This is a genomic window from Cellulomonas sp. plas2, from assembly GCF_057221735.1.
On sequence record NZ_CM170155.1, the window covers coordinates 2,514,007 to 2,532,870 of the forward strand.

Sequence of the window (18,864 nt, forward strand, 5' to 3'; positions counted from 1 at the left end):
TCGTGACCTTCTTCTGATCAGGCGGTGAGCGCCAGGGGCTGGTCGACCTCCTCAGGGTCGGTGGTGATCAGGTTGAGGCGGGCGCGGTGCAGGACGTCGAGGGCGAAATAGCGGCGACCTTCGGCCCACTCGTCGTGCTGCTCGGCCAGGACGGCGCCGACCAGGCGGATAACGGAGTCCCGGTCGGGGAAGATCCCCACGACATCGGTGCGGCGGCGGATCTCCTTGTTCAGCCGCTCGTTCGGATTGTTCGACCACAGCTGACGCCAGATCTCTCGCGGGAAGTCGGTGAAAGCGAGCAGGTCCGCGCGGGCGGCGTCGAGGTGCTCGGCGATGGCCGGCAGCGGGCCGGCGACGGAGTCCAGGAGCTTGTCGAACTGGGCGCGGACCGAGGCCGCGTCGGGCTGGTCGTAGACCGAGTGCAGCATCGCCTTGACCGCCGGCCACGAGCTCTTCGGGGTCACGCTCATGAGGTTCGCGGCGTAGTGGGTGCGGCAGCGCTGCCAGGACGCCCCGGGCAGGTTCGCGGCGATCGCCTCGACCAGGCCGGCGTGGGCGTCGGAGGTCACCAGCCGGACTCCGGCCAGGCCGCGGGCGACCAGGTCGGCGAAGAACGCGTTCCACGCCTCTTTTGTCTCGCTGGTGGTGACCTTGCAGCCCAGGACCTCCCGGTGCCCGTCGCCGTTGACGCCGGTGGCGACCAGGACCACGGCGTTGATCACACGTCCGGCCTCGCGGACCTTCATCGTCAACGCGTCGGCGGCGACGAACGTGAACGGCCCGGCCTCGGCCAGGGACCGGGTTCGGAACGCCTCGACCTGGGCGTCCAGGTCGGTAACCATCCGCGAGACCTGCGACTTGCTCAGGCTCGTGATGCCCAGGGACTGCACGAGCTTGTCCATCCGCCGGGTGCTCACCCCGAGCAGGTAGCAGGTCGCCACGACGCTGATCAGCGCGGCCTCGGCTCGCTTGCGCCGCTCGAGCAGCCACTCGGGGAAGTAGGACCCGGTGCGCAGCTTGGGGATCGCCACGTCGATCGTGCCGACCCGGGTGTCCAGGTCCCGGTGCCGGTAGCCGTTGCGCTGACTGACGCGCTCGGGCGAGGGCTGGCCCCACTCGGCGCCGCAGACCGCGTCGGCCTCCGCGGACAGCAGGGAGTTGATCACCGTGGCGAGCAGGTGACGCATCAGGTCCGGCGACGCGTCGGACAGGGCCTGGCCCAGGACAGCGGCAGGGTCGACAATGCGAGGTGCGGTCATCGTGATGACTCCGTTCGAGGGTGCTGTGAGAGGTTCACTCGAAGGATCACGCGGTGACCGCGTCGTCGTCTACGACGACCACCGGCCCCAGCGCTACACCACTATCCGGGACTCAACTACCTCCAGTGCTCCGCACCGGCTTGCCTCGCCGCGTGGCGGTGACAAATAGTCGTTGCACACCACCTGGCCCTCGCGGGAACATGTTCCGGCGGTCCAGGCGCCTCGGACGGGCCGCCGCCACCCGGTTCGTGGTGCTGGCGTCCCACCCGTGGGCTGGAGACGTGATGTCACGTGCACTCGCTCTCACCACCGTCGCGGCCTTGGCGGCAGCCAACGCGCTCATCCCGCGCTTCGGCTCTGAAGACCCGGTCCGCGGCGGGGACTCACCCGAGGACGCGGACCCTGCAACAGCCCAGGGCTGGTACCACCAGCTGATCACCCTCGAAGCCGCCACGGCCGCGGGCTGGGACGACGGCGGCCGAACACCACGCCCGCACACCAGCTCCGCGGCAGCCGGGCTGGCGTGGTACGCCGACTTCCTCGACTCCTACCTGTACAACCCGTTCTGGTGGGCCGCCGGCGGCCCCGACCGGTTCTTCTCCGCCGTCATGGCCAGACCGGCACTGCTGCGGCTGCACTTCGATGACCTGCACGCGACCTGGCGGGTGCGCGAAGTCTTCCAGCGGGTGCTCGCCGGGACGGTCGCTGCTGTCGTGTGGGCCGCCGAGCGCGACCGCGTGGAATCAGCACGCCTGGCCGTCGGCGTCGGACTGCACGCGATCCAGGACTTCTACTCCCACTCCACGTGGATCGACGACCCGGACCGCACCAGCACCCTGGTCAACGCGCAGCCAGGAACGGTCCTGCAGATGGCCAGGGACGGCAAGCCGGCCACCTGGGTCGACCTGCACGCGTTCGTCCTAGGTGCCGAACCCGAGGCCACCCGGTGGGACCTCGGATCCGTCGCCCGCCGCCGGCGCGCGCTGCACCGACGCCTGGCCGCCGCCCCACTGGACCTGTCCACCGGCACCTACGAGTCGCAACCACACCTCGGGCAGAAGGAGCACGGCAGCATCGGCCTGGACTGCCTGGTCTACGACCTGCTCCCCGACTGGTTGTTCGACCTCGTCACAGCCCTGCCCTCACCATGGGCGAACTCCACGATGACACGCCGCTGGGACATCTGCCGTCAGGAGGGCCGCAACCCCAACCTCGCCTGGGACAGTCCCGTGCCGGCCTCCGTGGGGTACTACCTGCCCGGCATCAACCTCGACTCGCAGTGGCAGGCCGCCTACGGGGTCCGTGAACGCGGCATCCACACCCAGATCACCGGCGATGAGGCCTTCGACCTTGCCCGACGGCTGGCCGTCCGGCACTCCCAGCAATGGCTCGAGGAGCTGAACCGGCTCGCGCCGACCTTCGACTCCATCGCCGCCGAGCGCGGACACCGCACCGGCTTCTGGCATCGCGTACGCACCCAACCGCGCGGCGAGCTCATCACGCCCCCACCCTGGACCGGCACCGCCGGTGACGTCGTCGCAGCCCTGGCCGGCGGTGCAGCCGCCGAAGAGCACGAGTACGAGGCCACAGACCTGCAGGTGTTCCGCTTCCTCACCGCCGGACCCGACCCGGCCGGCAGCTACGACCAGCTCGGGACGTGGTACCTGCGCCTGGAGATCACCACCGCCGACGTCGGGCTGGCAGGTACCGACGCCCAGGTCTGGGCCTGGGTCGACGACCGCCAGGAGAACAAGGTGCTGCTGGACCACCGCACCGAACCCGGACAGCCCACCTCAGGGCTGGAGAACATCATCACCGAGTACGACGACTTCTCCTCCGGCGCCCGCACCGCCTACGTCATCGGCCCGTTCGACCAGCGACCAGAACGCCTGACGCTTGCCGTGGAGTCGACAAACGTCCTGGACGTCATCGGCGCCCTCCTGGAAGGCATGGTCGACGCCATCGGTGCCATCGCCAGCGGGGTCGTCGACTTCATCCGCTCGCTGTACGGCGCCGACGCCAACCCCATCGGCCAGGACACCAAGCACTGGACCTGGAAACAGCTGTCAGCCATGGCCCAACCACCCGCACACGACAGGCCCCCGTGGCTGGCGACCTGGACCTTCAACGGGACCCAGTTCCAAGAAGGCCGCTTCGCCATCGACGGCCGCCTCACCGTCACCGCACTCGCCGACGGCGACCTCGAAGTGTCCGTCCACCTGTACCGCCTGCACTGCCGCTCCCTCAGCGCCGAATGGTCAGCCTCCGACGAGCCATTCGTCGTCGGGGTCGTCGACGCACCCGGCGTCCAACCCGCGCCCGGCGGGCCCCAGGACCCCCGCATCAAGTGGCTGTTCGGACCGTTCTCAGTGGCAGAAGACGGCGGCCCCGGCGGCGACGGGTCCTACCCCATCAACGACCGCCAGACCCTGCGCATCCCGCGCGGCTCCGGTCTGATCATCGCGTTGCAGATGTGGGAAAGCGACCAGGAAAGCCACGCCCGCCGCCGCAGGATCAGAGACGAGTTCGCGTCCATCTACGGCGCGGGCACCCAAACGTCCCGCAACGAGATCGCCACCGCCGTCGGCGGATGGCTCGCCTCGGACTGGCGCCCCCAGCGCGTGGAGGTCTTCGCCTTCAACCGCGTGCGACAGCTAGAAGCCGGCACCGTCGCCGACGTTCAAGTCACCCGCTGGGTCGAGGACGACGTCCCCCTGGAGGTCCTCCTCGATCGCCCCCTCGCCCTCGGCCGCGCCGACGGGGGACGGCCAGCAATCAACATCCCCCACATCATGAACTCCTGGTAAGCAGGCGCCGCGCTTCCTCTCCGACTTCAGCGGTGACGGCGCAGCAGCACGAAGCCGCGCAGGATGAGGGCGACACCGATGATGGCGGGGACGGGAGTGTCAGATGAACGGTGGGCGGGGCCCGGCGTTCTCTAGATGCTCGAGGGGTTGATGCGTCCCTCGAAGGTCGGCCGGAGGGGTTGCGCCAGGTGTTGGTGCTGGTGTCGGTCTCGTTGCCGCTGTTGCGGGCCCTGTCCAGATGGGTGGTGGCGTCCAGCAGCCGCGCGGCCAGGAACGCCGGGGCGTCCTTCGGCGCGGTCTTGCGGGCCGCGAACGTGGCCAGCCAGGCCCGGCGCACGGTCTCGGCCGAGCGCCAGTCCTTGTTGTTGGCGATCAGGGTCCGCCGCTCGGCCTTCTGCGCCTCGCTCATCGGGCCGCTGGCCTTCGCCGGGGCGGCCACCGGCTCGGCGTAGCGCGAGACGTGCCCGTGGGCGGCGGGGTCGGTGCAGACCTCGACGGCCTCCGGCTCCTCGCGGTTCCACGCGGTGCCCAGGATGTAGACCGCGCGGCCCGGGCAGGTCGCGTGCGTCTCGGGCGTGAGGACGTTGCGCTCGTCCTCGACGAGGGTGGCGAGGCGGTCCAGCCGCCGTACGGGGCTGGTGGACCCGTACTCGGGCTGGTCGATCACGGCGTACCCGTTCTCGGCCCAGGTGGCGGCCCGGGCGGCGACGGCCTGGGCCTCGGCGCGCTGGTCGCGCAGCCGCTGGGCCAGGTGCTCGAACTTGCCCGGCTCCTGCACGGCGGTCGTCGGCCTTGACGGCCTCGTCGTCGCCGTCGAAGTCGGCGATCACGGCGGCCTGGTCCAGGGTCAGGTCGTACTTGGCGACCACGGCGGACGCGATGGGCGATGCGGCCACGGTCAGGGCGTCGTTGACGCGCTCGCGCCGGGTGCCGGTGCGCTTGGCGATCTGCGCGGCCGAGACGCCCAGCAGGGACGACTGCTGGAACGCGGCCAGGCGGTCCGGTTCGCCCAGGGCGCGGCGGTGGTCGTTCTCCACGACCTGCTCGATGATGCGGCGCGCGGTGTCCCCGTCGCCGTCCACGACGTAGGTCGGGACGCTCTCGCGTCAGGCCTCCACAGCGAGCACGCCCCTCACCAGACCGCCCTACTGCCGTCCCGAGGTCGTATGCCCGTGACCACGGCGCCGTCGGCTCACAGCCCTGGGGATGTGAGCTCGTGCGCACCCGGCGACACTCAGGTGTGCGCGCACCCGGCTCCGACGGTCCTGCCCCGCTCGTCCTGCTCGACCTCGACGGCACGCTGACGGAGTCCGGGCCCGGCATCGTCGGGTCGTACCGGGTCGTGCTGGAGACGCTGGGGCTGCCCGTGGCGTCCGACGAGGAGCTGGCCGACGTCGTCGGGCCGCCGCTGACGGAGAACCTGCTCGCGCACGGCGTGCCGGCGGCGCGCGTCGCGGAGGGCATCGCGCTGTACCGGGCGCACTACGCCGAGGTGGGGCAGTACCGGAACCGGCTCTACCCGGGCGTCGTCGAGGCAATGACGGAGCTGCGGGCGGCCGGGCTGACGCTGGCCGTGGCGACGTCGAAGATCCAGGACCGGGCGGAGGAGATCTGCGCGCGCTTCGGGGTCGACGCGCTCGTCGACGCGGTGTTCGGCGACCTCGACCAGGACCACCCGACGGACAAGGCGACCGTCGTCGGGCGCGCGCTGGCGACGCTGGGGCCGCGTCGCGTGCCGGGGCCCGCCCGGACGCGGATGGTCGGTGACCGACGGCACGACGTGGTGGGCGCGGCGGCGCACGGCATCGCCACGCTGGGGGCGGGGTGGGGATACGCGCCGCCCGGTGAGCTCGCGGCGGCCGGCGCCGAGCGCGTGCTGGCCTCGGTCGACGAGCTGGCGCCCGCCGTGCTCGCCGCCGTCGGCGCGTTGGGGAGGATCGTCGCGTGACGTCCTCCCCTAGCGCCCTGTACCCCGACGACCCGCGCATCACGCCGGCGACGATGGCCGCGGACCTCGTGACCGCGCCCGCGCCGGAGGGCCTGTCCCCGGGGCCCGTCGCGCTGCTCGACCTGGACGGCACGCTCATGGACTCGGTGGAGGGCATCGTCGCGTCGGTGCGGGCGGCGTACGCGGCCCTCGGCCTGCCGGTGCCGGACGACGCGGCGCTGCGCGGGTTCGTCGGGCCGCCCATCACCACCTCGATGCCCGCGCACGGCGTGCCCGCCGAGCTGCTCGAGGCGGCGGTGACGCACTACCAGGAGGAGTTCGCACGGACGGGGCTGTGGCGCACCCAGGTGTACGACGGGGTCGTCGAGGCGCTCATGCGGCTGCGGATGGAGGGGGTCGTGCTCGTCGTCGCGACGTCCAAGCCGCAGGTGCTGGCGCGGCCGGTGTGCCGGGAGTTCGGGCTCGACCGGCTCGTGGACGCCGTCTTCGGGGCGCCCCTGGACGAGAGCGGGAGCAAGGCGTCGGTCATCGCGGAGGCCTTGGCCTGGCTGGGCCCGGAGCGCACGGCGGACCCGCGGGACGTGGTCATGGTGGGCGACCGCGAGCACGACGTCGCGGGTGCGGCGGCGCACGGGATCGCGACGCTCGGGGTCCTGTACGGGTACGGCTCAGCCGACGAGCTGCTCGACGCGGGGGCGGTCGGGCTCGTGCGGGGGCCGCGCGACCTGGCGGCGGCCGTGCTGCGGCAGCTCGGGCTGGGCGACGAGCTGTAGGCGACGGGCCGGGACGCCGGTGCGTCAGGGGGTGCTGCTCGGCGCGGATCGCTCGACAGGCGGCAGGGCGGACCACGGGAACGTGATCCACAGGTCGGTCCGCCTCCAGACGTAGTCCGGGTCGATGACCGACCGCGACTTGGCGTAGAGCACCGCCGTGCGCACCTCGTCGCAGTGCTGCGCCATGAGCTCGCGCACGAGGGCGAGGGTCTCCCCCGTGTCGGCCACGTCGTCGACGACGAGCGCGCGGTGGCCCTTCAGCGCGGCCGTGTCGAGCAGCGGCGGGAGCAGCACCGGATCGGGCAGGCGCTGGTCGACGCCGGTGTAGAACTCGACGTTCAAGGTGCCCACGGCCTTGGTGCCGAGCGCGTAGGCGACGGCGCCACCCGCGGGGAGCCCGCCGCGCGCCACGGCGACGACGATGTCGGGGTCGTAGCCGGAGTCGACGACGGCCTGCGCGATGGCGCGCGCCGCCTCGCCGAAGACCTCGTAGGTCATGACCTCGCGGTCGTCCGGCAGGGCCTGGCCCGGGCCGGCCTCGGTCGTCGCCATGGCGGCCAGCCTAGGGGGCTGCGCGGCGGCGGACCGCGCCGACCTCGTCGTCAGGCCCTGACGTCGAGGTGCCGCCCGACGGCGTCGTCGAGACGCGGCGCATCCGTGGGGGTGGCCGCAGGTGCCGGCGCGGGGGACGGTGACAGCGGTGCCGGGGCGTCCGGCAGACCGGGCGTCGGCAGCTCGCCGGTGGCGGCGTAGGCGACGTGCACGAGCTGGAGCGCGAGGGCGCTCGAGGAGAGGGCGGGGACGGACATGCGAGGCCTCCTGTGACGACGTCGTCCGGTCGCCCCATGGTCGCGCACGACGTGCGGAGGCGGGGCCGGCGGGGCCGACGACCACTCGTCCGCCGGCCCCGGCGAGGCCCGCGGCGGGTGATCCGCAGCGCGCGTTCGTTCACGACGTCGACCGTCCGGCCGATCGGTCACCGTGCCATGGAGACGACCACCGCACCCCTGACGCCCCCCGGCCACGGGCCCTCCAGCCACCGGCCGCGGACGGGCCTGCGCCGACTGCGCCGAGCGCTCGCCCCGGTCCTCGTGGCCGGCGTGCTCGGCGTGGCCATCCTCCAGCTGCACCGCACCCTCGACGGGTACCGGTGGTCGCAGCTGCCCCACGACGTCGCCGCCCTCGGTGCGCCGGCGCTCGTCCTGGCGGTCGTCGCGACCGCGGTGTCCTACCTCGCCATGACGGGGTACGACGCGCTGGCGCTGCGGTACGTGGAGCACCGGCTCCCCTACCGCCGCTACGCCGCCGCCTCGTTCGTCGCGACCGCCTTCGGCAACTCCACGGGCGCCTCCGCCGTGGTGGGGGCCGTGCTGCGGGCCCGCGTGTACTCGGCGTGGCAGGTGCCGGCGTTCGCCATCACGCGGATCGTCGGCTTCAACCTCGTGACGCTGGGGCTGGGCTTCGCCGTGCTGTCGGCGCTGGGCATGCTCACCGCGCCGGCCCGCACCGGCGAGGCGCTCCGCGTCGCGCCGGTGGTGGCCGCGGCGCTCGGGGTGGGGCTGCTGCTGCCCGTCGCCGGCTATTTGGGCTGGGCGCGTCGCGGTGGGCGGGCCGTGCGGTGGCGCGACTGGCGCATCGACAGGCCGTCCCGGCCGCTGGCCGTCTCGCAGGTGCTGCTCTCGACGCTCGAGGTGGCGACGATGGCGGCGGCGCTGTGGTTCCTGCTGCCCGTCGGCCTGGACGTCGCGTTCGTGCCGTTCGCCGCCGCCTTCGCGATCGCGACGCTCCTCGGCCTGCTCAGCAACGTCCCCGGCGGCATCGGGGTGTTCGAGGCGACCCTCCTGGTGCTCCTGGCCGGCACGGTGGACCCGCTCGTGCTGGCACCCGCGCTGGTCGCCTTCCGGATCGTCTACTACGTGCTGCCGCTGCTCGTCGCCGCGGTCGTGCTCGTCACCCTGGAGGCCCGCCGCGGGCGCGACGAGACGACGGGCTCGTCGCGCTCCGAGCTCGTGCAGCGCACCGGCCTGCTGACGCCCTGGGTGCTCGCCGTGGTCGTGGCCGGCGCCGGCGCGCTGCTCGTCGTCACCGGCGAGATCCCGGGCCTCGTGGACCGGCTGCCTGCGCACTCCGGACCGACGCTGAGCCTGCTCGGCGTGGGGCTGGTGCTGCTCGCCCTCGGGCTCCGTCGTCGGCTGCACGAGGCATGGCTCGGGACCGTGGTCGTGCTCGTGGCGCTCACCGCCGTGTGCCTTCTCGTCGGCGCGCGCGTGACCGGGCTGGTGTCGCTCGGCCTGCTCGCCCTCCTGGTCCCCGCGGCGCCGGTGTTCAGCCGCCGCAGCCACGTGTTCCACCACTCCCGCGGCTGGACCTGGTCGGCGGTGGCCGGCGGGACCGCCACCACCGCGGTCGCGTGGCTCGCCCTGCACCCCGCGGACGACGACCACGGATCGTGGTGGGGGCTCGTCGTCGGCGGTTCCCAGCCGGTGTCGGCGCGCCTCGTCGCGCTCGTCGCGCTCGTCGGGCTGCTGCTGGCCGGCGCCCGGCTGCTGGCACCCGTGGTGCCCGGACCCGCCACCGGCGGTGAGGAGGACCTCGCGCGGGCCGCGGACGTCATCCGGCGGTTCGGGCGCGCCAGCGCCCACCTCGCCTTCACCGGGGACAAGCGCCTGCTGTTCAGCGCGGGTGGCGACGCGTTCCTCATGTACCAGGTCGAGGGGCGCAGCTGGGTCAGCATGGGCGACCCCGTCGGCGACCCGGCGCAGTTCCGGGAGCTGCTGACGACCTTCGTCGAGCGGGCCGAGCGGCACGACGGGCGGCCGGTGCTGTACGGCGTCGGCGACGCCCTGGCGCCCACGTACCGCGAGCTCGGCCTCGGCCTGAGCAAGCTGGGCGAGGAGGCGCTCATCGACCTGGGGTCCTTCGGCCTCGAAGGCCGGGACCGGGCGAAGATGCGGCGCTGGCGCAGCATCAACGAGCGCGCCGGCTGCACCGTCGAGGTCGTCCCGGCCGAGGCCGTCCCCGCCCTGCTGCCCGAGCTGCGGGCCGTCTCCGAGGAGTGGCTGGCCGGTCGGCGGGCGTCCGAGAAGCGGTTCTCGCTCGGGCCCTTCGACGAGGACTACGTCGTGCGGTTCCCCGTCGCCGTGGTGCGGCTCGAGGGCCGGGTCGTCGCGTTCGCCACCCTGTGGGTCGGCGACGGGGAGGGCGAGGTCGCGATCGACCTCATGCGCCAGGTGCGCACCGAGGTGCCCAACGTCATGAACTACCTGTTCCTCGAGGTCATGCTGTGGGCGAAGGAGCGCGGCTACCCGACCTTCAGCCTGGGCATGGCACCGCTGTCGGGCCTGCGCACCGACGCCACGGCGCCGTTCTGGGACCGCATCGGGCGCCTGGTGTTCACGCACGGCGACGCCTTCTACAACTTCAAGGGGGTGCGGCACTTCAAGGAGTGCTTCCACCCCCGCTGGGAGGAGCGGTACGTCGCCGCACCGCCCGGGCCGGCGTTCCCGACGACGATGCTCAACGTCGCGACGCTCATCGGCGGGGGCGTGCGCGGGATGTCCGCAGGGCTGCGGACCGTCGACGCCTCGGTGGTGCGCCGGCTCTGGCTGGCGGCCCGCAGCCGGGCACGGACGCGGGCCTGGGCGCGCCGGGCGCGCTCGTCGGAGCCGGTCGTGCCCGCGCAGCGGTCGGAGGCGGCCGTCGAGGTCCCGGCCGACAGCGCCGCGTGACGCCGACCCCCGGTCGGGCTGCCGAGGGCGTGGTGCCTGAGGGCGTGAGGCCCGAGCGCGTGACCGTGCGGGTCGGGGGGCTCGAGCGGACGGCGCTCGTCGTGGGGGCGCCGGACGGGCCGGCCGGGCGCGACCTCGTGCTCGTGCTGCACGGGTCGCGCCAGGACGGCGCGGGGCTGCGCCGGGCGACCGGCGGCGCGCTCGACGGGCTCGCGGTGCGCGACGGAGCCGTCGTCGCCTACCTCGACGGCTACCGCGGCAACTGGAACGACGCCCGGCGCGACTGCTGGTTCCCGGCCCGGCGGGACGGGATCGACGACGTGGCGTTCGTGCGCGCGGTCGTCGGCCGGCTCGCGGGCAGCCACGGGACGGACCAGCGGCGGGTCGTGGCCGTCGGGTTCTCCAACGGCGGGCTCATGGCGCTGCGGCTGCTGCACGAGCGCGACCAGCCGCTGGCGGGCGCCGCCGTGGTGGCGATGACGATGCCGGTGCCGGAGGACTTCCTGCTGCCCGTCGGTCCGGCGGAGCGGCCCGTGCCGGTGCTGCTCGTGCACGGCACGGCCGACCGCGTCGTCCCCTACCGCGGCGGGCGGGTGCCGTGGTGGGCGCGGCGGGTGTTCCACGTCGACGGCACGTCGCTGTCGGCGCCGGCAACGGCCGCGTACCTGGCGGACCGCAACGGTCTGGCCGGACCGCCGGTGGCGGAGACGCTGCCCGGCACGGGCACCGGCAGCGGTCGTCGCCGCGAGACGACCGCCGAGCTGCTGACCTGGGCACAGGAGGGGCACCCGCCCGTGGTGCTCTGCACCGTGCACGGCGGCGGGCACACCGTGCCGGGTCCGGCCCGTGCGCCGGCACGGCTCGGTCGGACGGGCACCGTCCCGACCGCGGAGCTCGTCGCGCGCGTCCTCGGGGTCGGGGGCCCACCGGGACGGTGACGGCGTGAGCGGGCCCTGCCCGGGCCGGCCGCGCCCGACGAGCGGTCAGCGCAGGGAGGCCTGCCAGTCGGCGTGCAGCCCGGCGAACCGGCCGCCCTGCCCGACGAGGGCCGCCGGCGACCCGTCCTCGACGACCCGGCCGTCCTCGACGACGAGCACCCGGTCGGCGTTCATGACCGTGGACAGGCGGTGGGCGATGATGACCGCGGTGCGGCCGCGCAGCAGGCGCTCGAGGCCCTCCTGCACGACCTGCTCCCCCGGGACGTCCAGCGAGCTCGTCGCCTCGTCGAGCACGAGCACCGCCGGGTCGGCGAGGAACGCGCGGGCGAACGAGACGAGCTGGCGCTGCCCCGCGGACAGCCGCACGCCGCGGCTGTCGACGTCCGTGTCGTAGCCCCGCGGGAGGCCGACGACGAGGTCGTGCACGCCGACGGCCCGCGCGGCCGCCTCGATGTCGGCGCGCGAGGCCCCCGGCCGGCCGATGGCGACGTTGTCGGCCACCGACCCGGAGAACAGGTACGCCTCCTGCGTCACCATGACCACGCCGTGCCGCAGGTCGTGGGGCGAGACGTCGCGCAGGTCGACCCCGTCCAGCCGGACGGCGCCGGTGCGCACGTCGTAGAACCGGGCCAGGAGCTTGGCCACCGTCGACTTCCCGGCGCCCGTCGGGCCGACGAGGGCCAGGGTCTGACCCGCGGGGATCTGCACGTCGACGTCGTGCAGGACGGTGGGCCCGTCGCCGTAGCCGAAGGACACGTGGTCGAAGCGGATCTCGCCGCGCACGTGCTCCAGGCGCTGCGGCCGAGCCGGGTCGGGGACGGTCGGCACCTCGGCCAGCAGGGACGCGAGCTTCTCCAGCGCGGCCACCGCGGACTGGAACGAGTTGTAGAACATGCCGACGTCACGCAGCGGCGCGAAGAACCGGCGCGCGTACAGCACGGCGGCGACGAGCACACCCACGGCCAGGTCCCCGTCGAGCACCCGCAGGCCGCCGACCAGCAGCACCGCCGCCACGGTGACGTTGCCGATGAGCGTGAGGCCCATGTCGAACGTGCCGTTGGTGCGCAAGGAGTCGGCGGTGGCCTGCCGGTAGTCCTCGGTGAGGGCGCCGTAGGTCCGCGCGGAGGCGGCCTCCCGCCGGAACGCCTGCACCGCGCGCATCCCGGTCATCGTCTCGACGAAGGACACGATCACCCTCGCGGACGCGGTCCGCGTGCGGCGGTACTGGGCCTGCGAGCGGCGCTGGAACCAGCGGGTGAGGACGATCCCCGGGGCGACCGCGACGAGCAGGACGAGGCCGCTGGGCAGGTCCAGGACCACGAGCGAGACGCCCGTGAGCAGCATCTGCACCGCGCCGGTGGCCAGCGTGGTGACGCCGCCGTCGAGCAGCTCGCGGACCGCGTCGAGGTCGGAGGTCTGCCGGGAGATGATCCGGCCCGAGGTGTAGCGCTCGTGGAACTCCAGGTCGAGGCGCTGGGTGTGCCGGAAGACGCGGGCGCGCATGTCGAGCAGGACCGCCTGGCTCACGCGGGCCGAGGCGCGCACGACGGCCGCGCTCAGCACGCCCGCCGCGACCGCCGCGAGGACGTAGCCGCCGCCGACGAGCGCGAGCGGCACCGGGTCGCCGTCCCGCAACGCCGGCAGCCCGCGGTCGATGCCGGCGGCCACGAGCAGGGGGCCGGCGACGACGGCGACCTGGCTGAGGACGACGAGCGCGGCGGTCGCGAGCGCGCGCCCCCGCACCGGCCGCAGGACGGAGGCGAGCAGCCGCAGCGACGGCCGGCTCCCCTCGGCGAGGCCCGGGCCCTCGGCGTCGGGCTCGTCGCCCCCGCGCCCGGCCGGGCCGCCCGGCCCGCTGCCGGACGGGGGTCGCTGCGCGGTGGCGGTCACGGGCGCACCTCCCCGTGCGCGCCGGGCCCGCCGTGCTCGTCGGGCCCGCCGTGCTCGTCGTGCTCGTCGGGCTCGTCCCCCTCGTCGGGCAGCACCGGCTCGTCGCGCATGGCGGTGAGGACGAAGCGGTAGTGCGGGTGCGTGGCGAGGAGCTCGCGGTGGGTGCCGACGCCCGTGATGCAGCCGTCCTCGAGGACCGCGACGCGGTCGGCCAGCGCGACCGTCGACGTGCGGTGCGCGACGACGAGCGTCGTCGTCCCCCGCAGGACCTCACGCAGCCGGGCGGTCACCGCCGCCTCCGTCGTCACGTCGAGCGCCGACAGCGGGTCGTCGAGCACGAGGACGCGCGGCCGGGCCGCGACGGCGCGGGCGAGCGCGAGCCGCTGCCGCTGGCCGCCGGACAGGCTGAGGCCCTCCTCCCCCACGCGCGTCTGGACGCCCTCGGGCAGCCGGGCGACGAACCCCGCCGACGCGACGTCGAGCGCCTGCGCCAGGATCCGCTCGCGCTCCGCCGCGTCCGGGCCGGCGGGCTCGTCGGGCAGGCCGAGGAGCACGTTCTCCCGCACGGACGCCGAGAAGAGGACCGGGTCCTCGAAGGCGACGGACACGGCCGCGCGCACGTCGGCCCGCGTCAGGTCGCGGACGTCGACGCCGTCGAGCAGCACCTGGCCGCCGCTGACGTCGGCCAGCCGCGGCACGAGCTGCAGGAGGGTGGTCTTGCCGCTGCCCGTCAGCCCGACGAGGGCCGTCGTCGTGCCGGGCTCGAGGACGAGGTCGACGCCGTCGAGCACCGGCGCCTGCGGGCTGCCCGGGTGCCAGAAGCGGACGCCGCGCAGCTCGACGCGGCTGCCCCGCGGACCGGGCGCGGGCAGCGGGACGGGGTGCGGCGGGTCGACGACGGTCGACGGCGTGTCCATGACCTCGACGAACCGGTCGGTCGCGGCCTTGGCGTCCAGGGTCATGGCCAGCAGCGCGCCGATGCGCTCGACCGGCCCGTTGACGACCGCCGCGGTGGCGAAGAAGGCGACGAGCGCGCCGACCGACACCTGCCCCTGCGACGCGAGCCACACGCCGAGGACGAGGGACACCGCCAGGGCCAGCTCGGGGATGGCCCCCAGCGCCAGCGACACCCGTGACAGGGTGCGGGCCTTCTCGATCTCGGTGCCGCGCAGCTCGTCGGCCTGCCGGACGAAGTCCTCCAGCGCGTCCTCGCCGCGGCCGAACGCCTTGAGCACGCGGATGCCGTGCACGGACTCCTCGACCCGACCGGCCAGGTCGCCCTGCTGGTCACGGGCGCGCCGCGCGACGACCTTGTACCGCTCGCGGAAGGAGAACCCGAGGACGAGCACCGGCACGGCCCCGACGAGGTACACGAGCGCGAGCTGCCACGCGGTCCAGAACATGAGGCCGAGGCCGACGACGACGGTGGTCACCGAGACCACCAGCATGACCAGCGCGAAGATGAGCCAGCGCCGCACGACGTTGAGGTCCGACATGGACCGGGACAGCAGCTGCCCGCCCGACCATCGGTCGTGGAACGCCAACGGCTGGTCGAGCAGGTGGCCGAACAGCGCGCGGCGCATGTCGTTCTCCGCGCCCGTGCCCGGCATGGCGACGAGCGCCCGCCGGCACCAGACGAGGAACGCCTCGAGCACGCCGAGGAGGAGGACCACGGCCGCCGCCCCGACGACCGCCGCCCGGGACCCCGCACCCAGCAGCGGACCGTTGACCAGCGCGCGGAGCACCTGCGGGACGAGCAGCGCCAGCACGCTGGCGCCCAGCGACGTCAGCGTGCCCAGGATCATCCGCGGGACGACGGGACGGGCCCAGCGCAGCAGGCGCAGCAGCGAGCGCGTGGTGGACAACGAGCCGACGGGCGTCGTCGTCGTCGCCGGGACGTGGTGCACGTCGGCCGGTCCCCGGTGCCCGCCCTCCGGACGGACCGCGGTGGAGGTCTGGTGCACGCGACCACCCTAGGCACGCCGGTCCGGAAACGCTTCCCGGTGCCGGCGTGCCCGGAGGGGGCCCCGCGGTCGTGCCCCGCGGACCGTCAGGTCGTGGCGCGCGCCGTGACGGTGTTCGTCGCCTGGGCGAGCGGCCGGATGACGAGGCTGTCGACGTTCACGTGCGCCGGCCGCGACAGCGTCCAGGCGATCGCGTCGGCCACGTCGTCGGCGGACAACGGCCTGTACCCCTCGTAGACCTTCGCCGCGCGCTCCTCGTCGCCGGCGAAGCGGACGAGCGAGAACTCCGTCTCGACCGCGCCCGGCGCCACCTGGATGACGCGGACCGGCTCCCCCACGAGCTCCCAGCGCAGGGTCTCGGCCAGCATCCGGGCGGCGTGCTTGACGCCCGTGTAGCCGGCGCCGCCCGGGTAGGGCGCCAACGCGGCCGTGGAGGTGATGACGACGACGTCCCCGCCGCCCTCGCGCAGCAGCGGCAGCACGGCCTGCGTCACCCGCAGGGTGCCGAGGACGTTGAGCTCGTACATCGCCCGCCACTGCTCGACGTCCGTCTCCGCGACGGGCTCGAGACCGAGGGCGCCGCCGGCGTTGTTGACGACGGCGTCGAGGCCGCCCGTCGCGCGCAGGTGCTCGACGAGCGCCGCCACGTCGCCGTCGTCGGTGACGTCCACGCGCAGGGTCTGCGCCCCGGTCTCCGCGGCCAGCGCCTCGAGCCGGTCCGTCCGGCGGGCGGTCGCCAGGACGTCCCAGCCGTCGGCGCGCAGCTGGCGGACGGTGGCGGCGCCGATCCCGGCCGACGCGCCCGTGACCAGCGCGCGGCGGGAGCGCGCCCCCGTCGCCGCGCTCACGCGCGCGCCCCGGTCGTCGTGGCGCCCGTCGGACCGGGCGTCGCGCCCGTCGCGCCGCCCGTCACCGCCGCGTCCGCCACCTCGCCGAGCACCTCGTCGAGTGCGGCGAGACCCGTGCGGACCTCGTCGGGCGTGACGACGCACGGCGGCACCACGTGCACGCGGTTGTCCTGCACGAAGGGCAGCACGTCGCGGGCGAGCATGCCGGCCTTCACCTGCGCCATGACGGCCGGTGGCAGCGGCGTGCGCGCGACCGGGTCGGCGACGAGCTCCACGGCCCAGAACACGCCCGTCCCGCGCACCTCCCCCACGGACGGGTGGCGGGCGGCGAGGTCCGCGAGCCCGGGCCCGAGCACGTCGGTGCCGATCGCGGCGGCGTGCTCGACGACGCCCTCGGCCTCCATGGCGTCGATCGCGGCGACGATGCTCGCCATCGCCAGCGGGTGCCCGGAGTAGGTCAGCCCGCCGGGGAACACGCGGTCGTCGAAGGTGCGCGCGATCGGTGCGGAGATCGCCACGCCGCCGGCCGGGACGTAGCCGGAGTTCACGCCCTTGGCGAAGGTGATGAGGTCGGGGACGACGTCGTGGGCCTCGTGCGCGAACCAGCGCCCCGTGCGGCCGAAGCCCGCCATGACCTCGTCGAGCACGAGCACGATGCCGTACCGGTCGGCGATCGCCCGCACGCCCGCGAGGTAGCCCGGCGGCGGGACGAGGACGCCCGCGGTGCCGGGCACGGACTCCAGCAGGATCGCGGCGATGCTGTCGGGCCCCTCGGACTGGACCACGCGCTCGAGGTGGTGCAGGGCGCGCTCGCACTCCTGCTCGGGGGTCGTCGCCCAGAACTCCGAGCGGTACAGGTAGGGACCGAAGACGTGCACGTGGCCGCGCGCGTACTCGTTGGGCACGCGGCGCCAGTCCCCCGTCGCGACGACCGCCGCGCCGGTGTTGCCGTGGTAGCTGCGGTAGTGCGAGACGACCTTGTCCCGCCCGGTGTGCAGGCGCGCCATGCGGATGGCGTTCTCGTTGGCGTCGGCGCCGCCGTTGGTGAAGAAGACCTTGGTGAAGCCCTCGGGCGCGTGGGCCAGGACCCGCTCGGCGGCCAACCCGCGCGTGAGGTTGGCGGTCGCCGGGGCGATGGTCGCCAGGCGCGCCGCCTGCTCCTGGATGGCGGCGACGACCGCCGGGTGCCCGTGGCCGATGTTGGTGTTGACGAGCTGGGAGGACAGGTCGAGGTAGGTGCGGCCCGCGTGGTCCCACACGTGGCTGCCCGACCCCCCGGCGACGACCAGCGGCGACAGCTGCGCCTGCGCCGACCAGGAGTGGAACACGTGCGCGCGGTCGAGGGCCAGGGCGCGGGCGTCGTCGTCCGCGCCGGCGCCGACGGGCCCCCGGGGCACCGCCCCCGTCGTCGCGGGCGGGTCGGACAGCTGGGTCATGACGTCTCCTCGTCGTGCGGGTGGAGCGGGTGGTGCCGGTGGTGCGGCGGGACGGGCCCATCATGGGGCCGGACGGGTCACGCCGTCCGGCCCCACGACGTGGACGGGCCGTCAGGCGCCGCCGGCCTCGAGCGTGACGGTGAGGGGCTGGAACCCCTCGCCCGTGACGTCGACGCCCTCCGCCTCGAGCTCGGCGAGCGCCTGCTCCACGTACTCGTTGGTGTAGGCCTCGGCGTCGGGCTCGGCGGTGATGACGGTCGCGCCCTGGTCGTTCTTCGCCGTCAGCGCGACCTCGACGGTCTGGTCCCACAGGTCCTCGTCGATCGTCCCGATGCCGTCCGGCGAGGGCCAGATGAGCTTGTTGACCTCGTTGACCTGCCACAGCTGGTGGCTGTTGCCGAGCTGGGAGCCCGCGGCGACGACGAGGTCGCGCGCCGCCTCCGCCTCGTCCCGGGCGAAGACCCAGCCCTGGATGCTCGCCTTGATGAAGGCGACGGTCGTCTCCTGGTACTCCTCGTCGGACGCCAGCCGCTCGGAGTTGGCCCAGATGGCGTCCTGGAGCATCGCCGTCCCCTCCTCGTTCCAGTCGACGACGGAGAAGTCCTCGGGCCGGTAGAGCTCGCCCGTCTCCGGGTTCTCGGCCTCCAGCACCTGTGCGTACTCGTTGTAGGTCATCGCCTGGGCGGCGTCGATCTCCCCGCTGAGCAGCGCGTTCATGTCGAACTGCTGCTGCACCAGCGTCACGTCGGTCGCGGGGTCCAGCCCGGCGGCGGTCATGCCGGCGAAGAGCTCGAACTCGTTGCCGAAGCCCCAGTTGCCGACCTTCTTGCCCGCCAGGTCGGCCGCGCTGTCGATGCCCGCGTCGGCGAAGGACACCTGCAGGGTCCCGGAGCGCTGGAAGATCTGGGCGACGTCGGTGATGCCGGCGCCCTGCTCCCGTGAGGCGAGCGCCTTGGGCACCCAGGCGATGGCGTAGTCGACGGCGCCGTTGGCGAGCTCCGTCTGCGGGACGATGTCCACCCCGCCCTCGACGATCTCGACGTCGAGGCCGGCGTCCTCGTAGAAGCCCTGCTCGAGCGCCGCGTAGTAGCCGGCGAACTGCGCCTGCGTGAACCACTGGAGCTGGAGCTTCACGGGCGTCAGCCCGCCCTCGCCGCCGGAGCCGCTCGCGGCGGGCTCGGCGTCGCCGCCGCCGCTGCAGGCGGTCAGGGCGAGGGCCAGGCCCAGCCCGGCGGCGGTCAGGCGCAGGGCGGCGCGGGGGGTGCGCGTCATC

Annotated in this window: 14 protein-coding genes; 5 read left to right on the plus strand and 9 right to left on the minus strand. The window is 74.3% G+C overall.

The features are described from left to right. Positions 1-17: 17 nt before the first annotated feature. Complete coding sequence (locus AC2TDM_RS11270) at positions 18-1,259, minus strand: IS256 family transposase (protein WP_484634659.1); 1,242 nt, start codon at positions 1,257-1,259, stop codon at positions 18-20. 320 nt (positions 1,260-1,579) lie between these two features. On the opposite strand from AC2TDM_RS11270, the gene AC2TDM_RS11275 reads away from it, so the two are divergent. After that, entirely contained in the window at positions 1,580-4,066 is a 2,487-nt protein-coding gene (locus tag AC2TDM_RS11275) for a hypothetical protein (protein ID WP_484634660.1), read from the plus strand. Here the strand turns inward: AC2TDM_RS11275 and AC2TDM_RS11280 are convergent. Beyond that, positions 4,050-4,844, minus strand: coding sequence for a hypothetical protein (locus AC2TDM_RS11280; protein ID WP_484634661.1), 795 nt, complete (start codon positions 4,842-4,844; stop codon positions 4,050-4,052). The genes AC2TDM_RS11275 and AC2TDM_RS11280 overlap by 17 nt on opposite strands. A gap of 462 nt (positions 4,845-5,306) precedes the next feature. Here AC2TDM_RS11280 and AC2TDM_RS11285 point away from each other — a divergent pair, with 462 nt between their 5' ends. Together AC2TDM_RS11285 and AC2TDM_RS11290 are read left to right on the plus strand one after the other, a co-directional pair. Beyond that, positions 5,307-6,014: an HAD hydrolase-like protein gene (locus AC2TDM_RS11285; protein WP_484634662.1), complete on the plus strand. Its 708-nt coding sequence runs from the start codon at positions 5,307-5,309 to the stop codon at positions 6,012-6,014. Continuing rightward, positions 6,011-6,787 (plus strand): HAD hydrolase-like protein, encoded by a 777-nt coding sequence (locus tag AC2TDM_RS11290; RefSeq protein WP_484634663.1) that lies wholly within the window; start codon positions 6,011-6,013, stop codon positions 6,785-6,787. Before AC2TDM_RS11285 ends, AC2TDM_RS11290 begins: the two co-directional genes overlap by 4 nt. Positions 6,788-6,811: 24 nt before the next feature. On the opposite strand, the gene AC2TDM_RS11295 is transcribed toward AC2TDM_RS11290, so the two are convergent. Continuing rightward, positions 6,812-7,339 carry a phosphoribosyltransferase gene (locus AC2TDM_RS11295; RefSeq protein WP_484634664.1) on the minus strand — a complete coding sequence of 176 codons (528 nt, stop codon included), beginning with the start codon at positions 7,337-7,339 and terminating at the stop codon, positions 6,812-6,814. A gap of 50 nt (positions 7,340-7,389) precedes the next feature. Further along, the gene (locus AC2TDM_RS11300; RefSeq protein ID WP_484634665.1) at positions 7,390-7,596 is read right to left on the minus strand and encodes a hypothetical protein; all 207 of its coding nucleotides are present in this window, start codon (positions 7,594-7,596) and stop codon (positions 7,390-7,392) included. Positions 7,597-7,773: 177 nt separating this feature from the next. Here AC2TDM_RS11300 and mprF point away from each other — a divergent pair, with 177 nt between their 5' ends. Then, a complete protein-coding gene (gene mprF / locus AC2TDM_RS11305) occupies positions 7,774-10,515 on the plus strand; it encodes a bifunctional lysylphosphatidylglycerol flippase/synthetase MprF (RefSeq protein WP_484634666.1) in 2,742 nt (913 codons plus the stop codon). A gap of 44 nt (positions 10,516-10,559) precedes the next feature. Then, on the plus strand, positions 10,560-11,453 hold the full coding sequence (locus tag AC2TDM_RS11310; protein ID WP_484634667.1) for a CE1 family esterase: 894 nt from the start codon (positions 10,560-10,562) through the stop codon (positions 11,451-11,453). Positions 11,454-11,498: 45 nt separating this feature from the next. On the opposite strand, the gene AC2TDM_RS11315 is transcribed toward AC2TDM_RS11310, so the two are convergent. The 5 genes from AC2TDM_RS11315 to AC2TDM_RS11335 all read right to left on the minus strand — a co-directional run bounded on the left by AC2TDM_RS11315 (position 11,499) and on the right by AC2TDM_RS11335 (position 18,863). Continuing rightward, positions 11,499-13,343 carry an ABC transporter ATP-binding protein gene (locus tag AC2TDM_RS11315; protein WP_484634668.1) on the minus strand — a complete coding sequence of 615 codons (1,845 nt, stop codon included), beginning with the start codon at positions 13,341-13,343 and terminating at the stop codon, positions 11,499-11,501. After that, positions 13,340-15,148, minus strand: coding sequence for an ABC transporter ATP-binding protein (locus tag AC2TDM_RS11320; RefSeq protein ID WP_090030459.1), 1,809 nt, complete (start codon positions 15,146-15,148; stop codon positions 13,340-13,342). Before AC2TDM_RS11320 ends, AC2TDM_RS11315 begins: the two co-directional genes overlap by 4 nt. A 245-nt stretch (positions 15,149-15,393) precedes the next feature. Next, positions 15,394-16,155 (minus strand): SDR family oxidoreductase, encoded by a 762-nt coding sequence (locus AC2TDM_RS11325; protein ID WP_484634669.1) that lies wholly within the window; start codon positions 16,153-16,155, stop codon positions 15,394-15,396. Then, entirely contained in the window at positions 16,152-17,591 is a 1,440-nt protein-coding gene (locus tag AC2TDM_RS11330; RefSeq protein ID WP_484634670.1) for an aminotransferase class III-fold pyridoxal phosphate-dependent enzyme, read from the minus strand. Before AC2TDM_RS11330 ends, AC2TDM_RS11325 begins: the two co-directional genes overlap by 4 nt. A 111-nt stretch (positions 17,592-17,702) precedes the next feature. Continuing rightward, positions 17,703-18,863 (minus strand): ABC transporter substrate-binding protein, encoded by a 1,161-nt coding sequence (locus AC2TDM_RS11335; protein WP_484634671.1) that lies wholly within the window; start codon positions 18,861-18,863, stop codon positions 17,703-17,705. Position 18,864 lies beyond the last annotated feature (1 nt).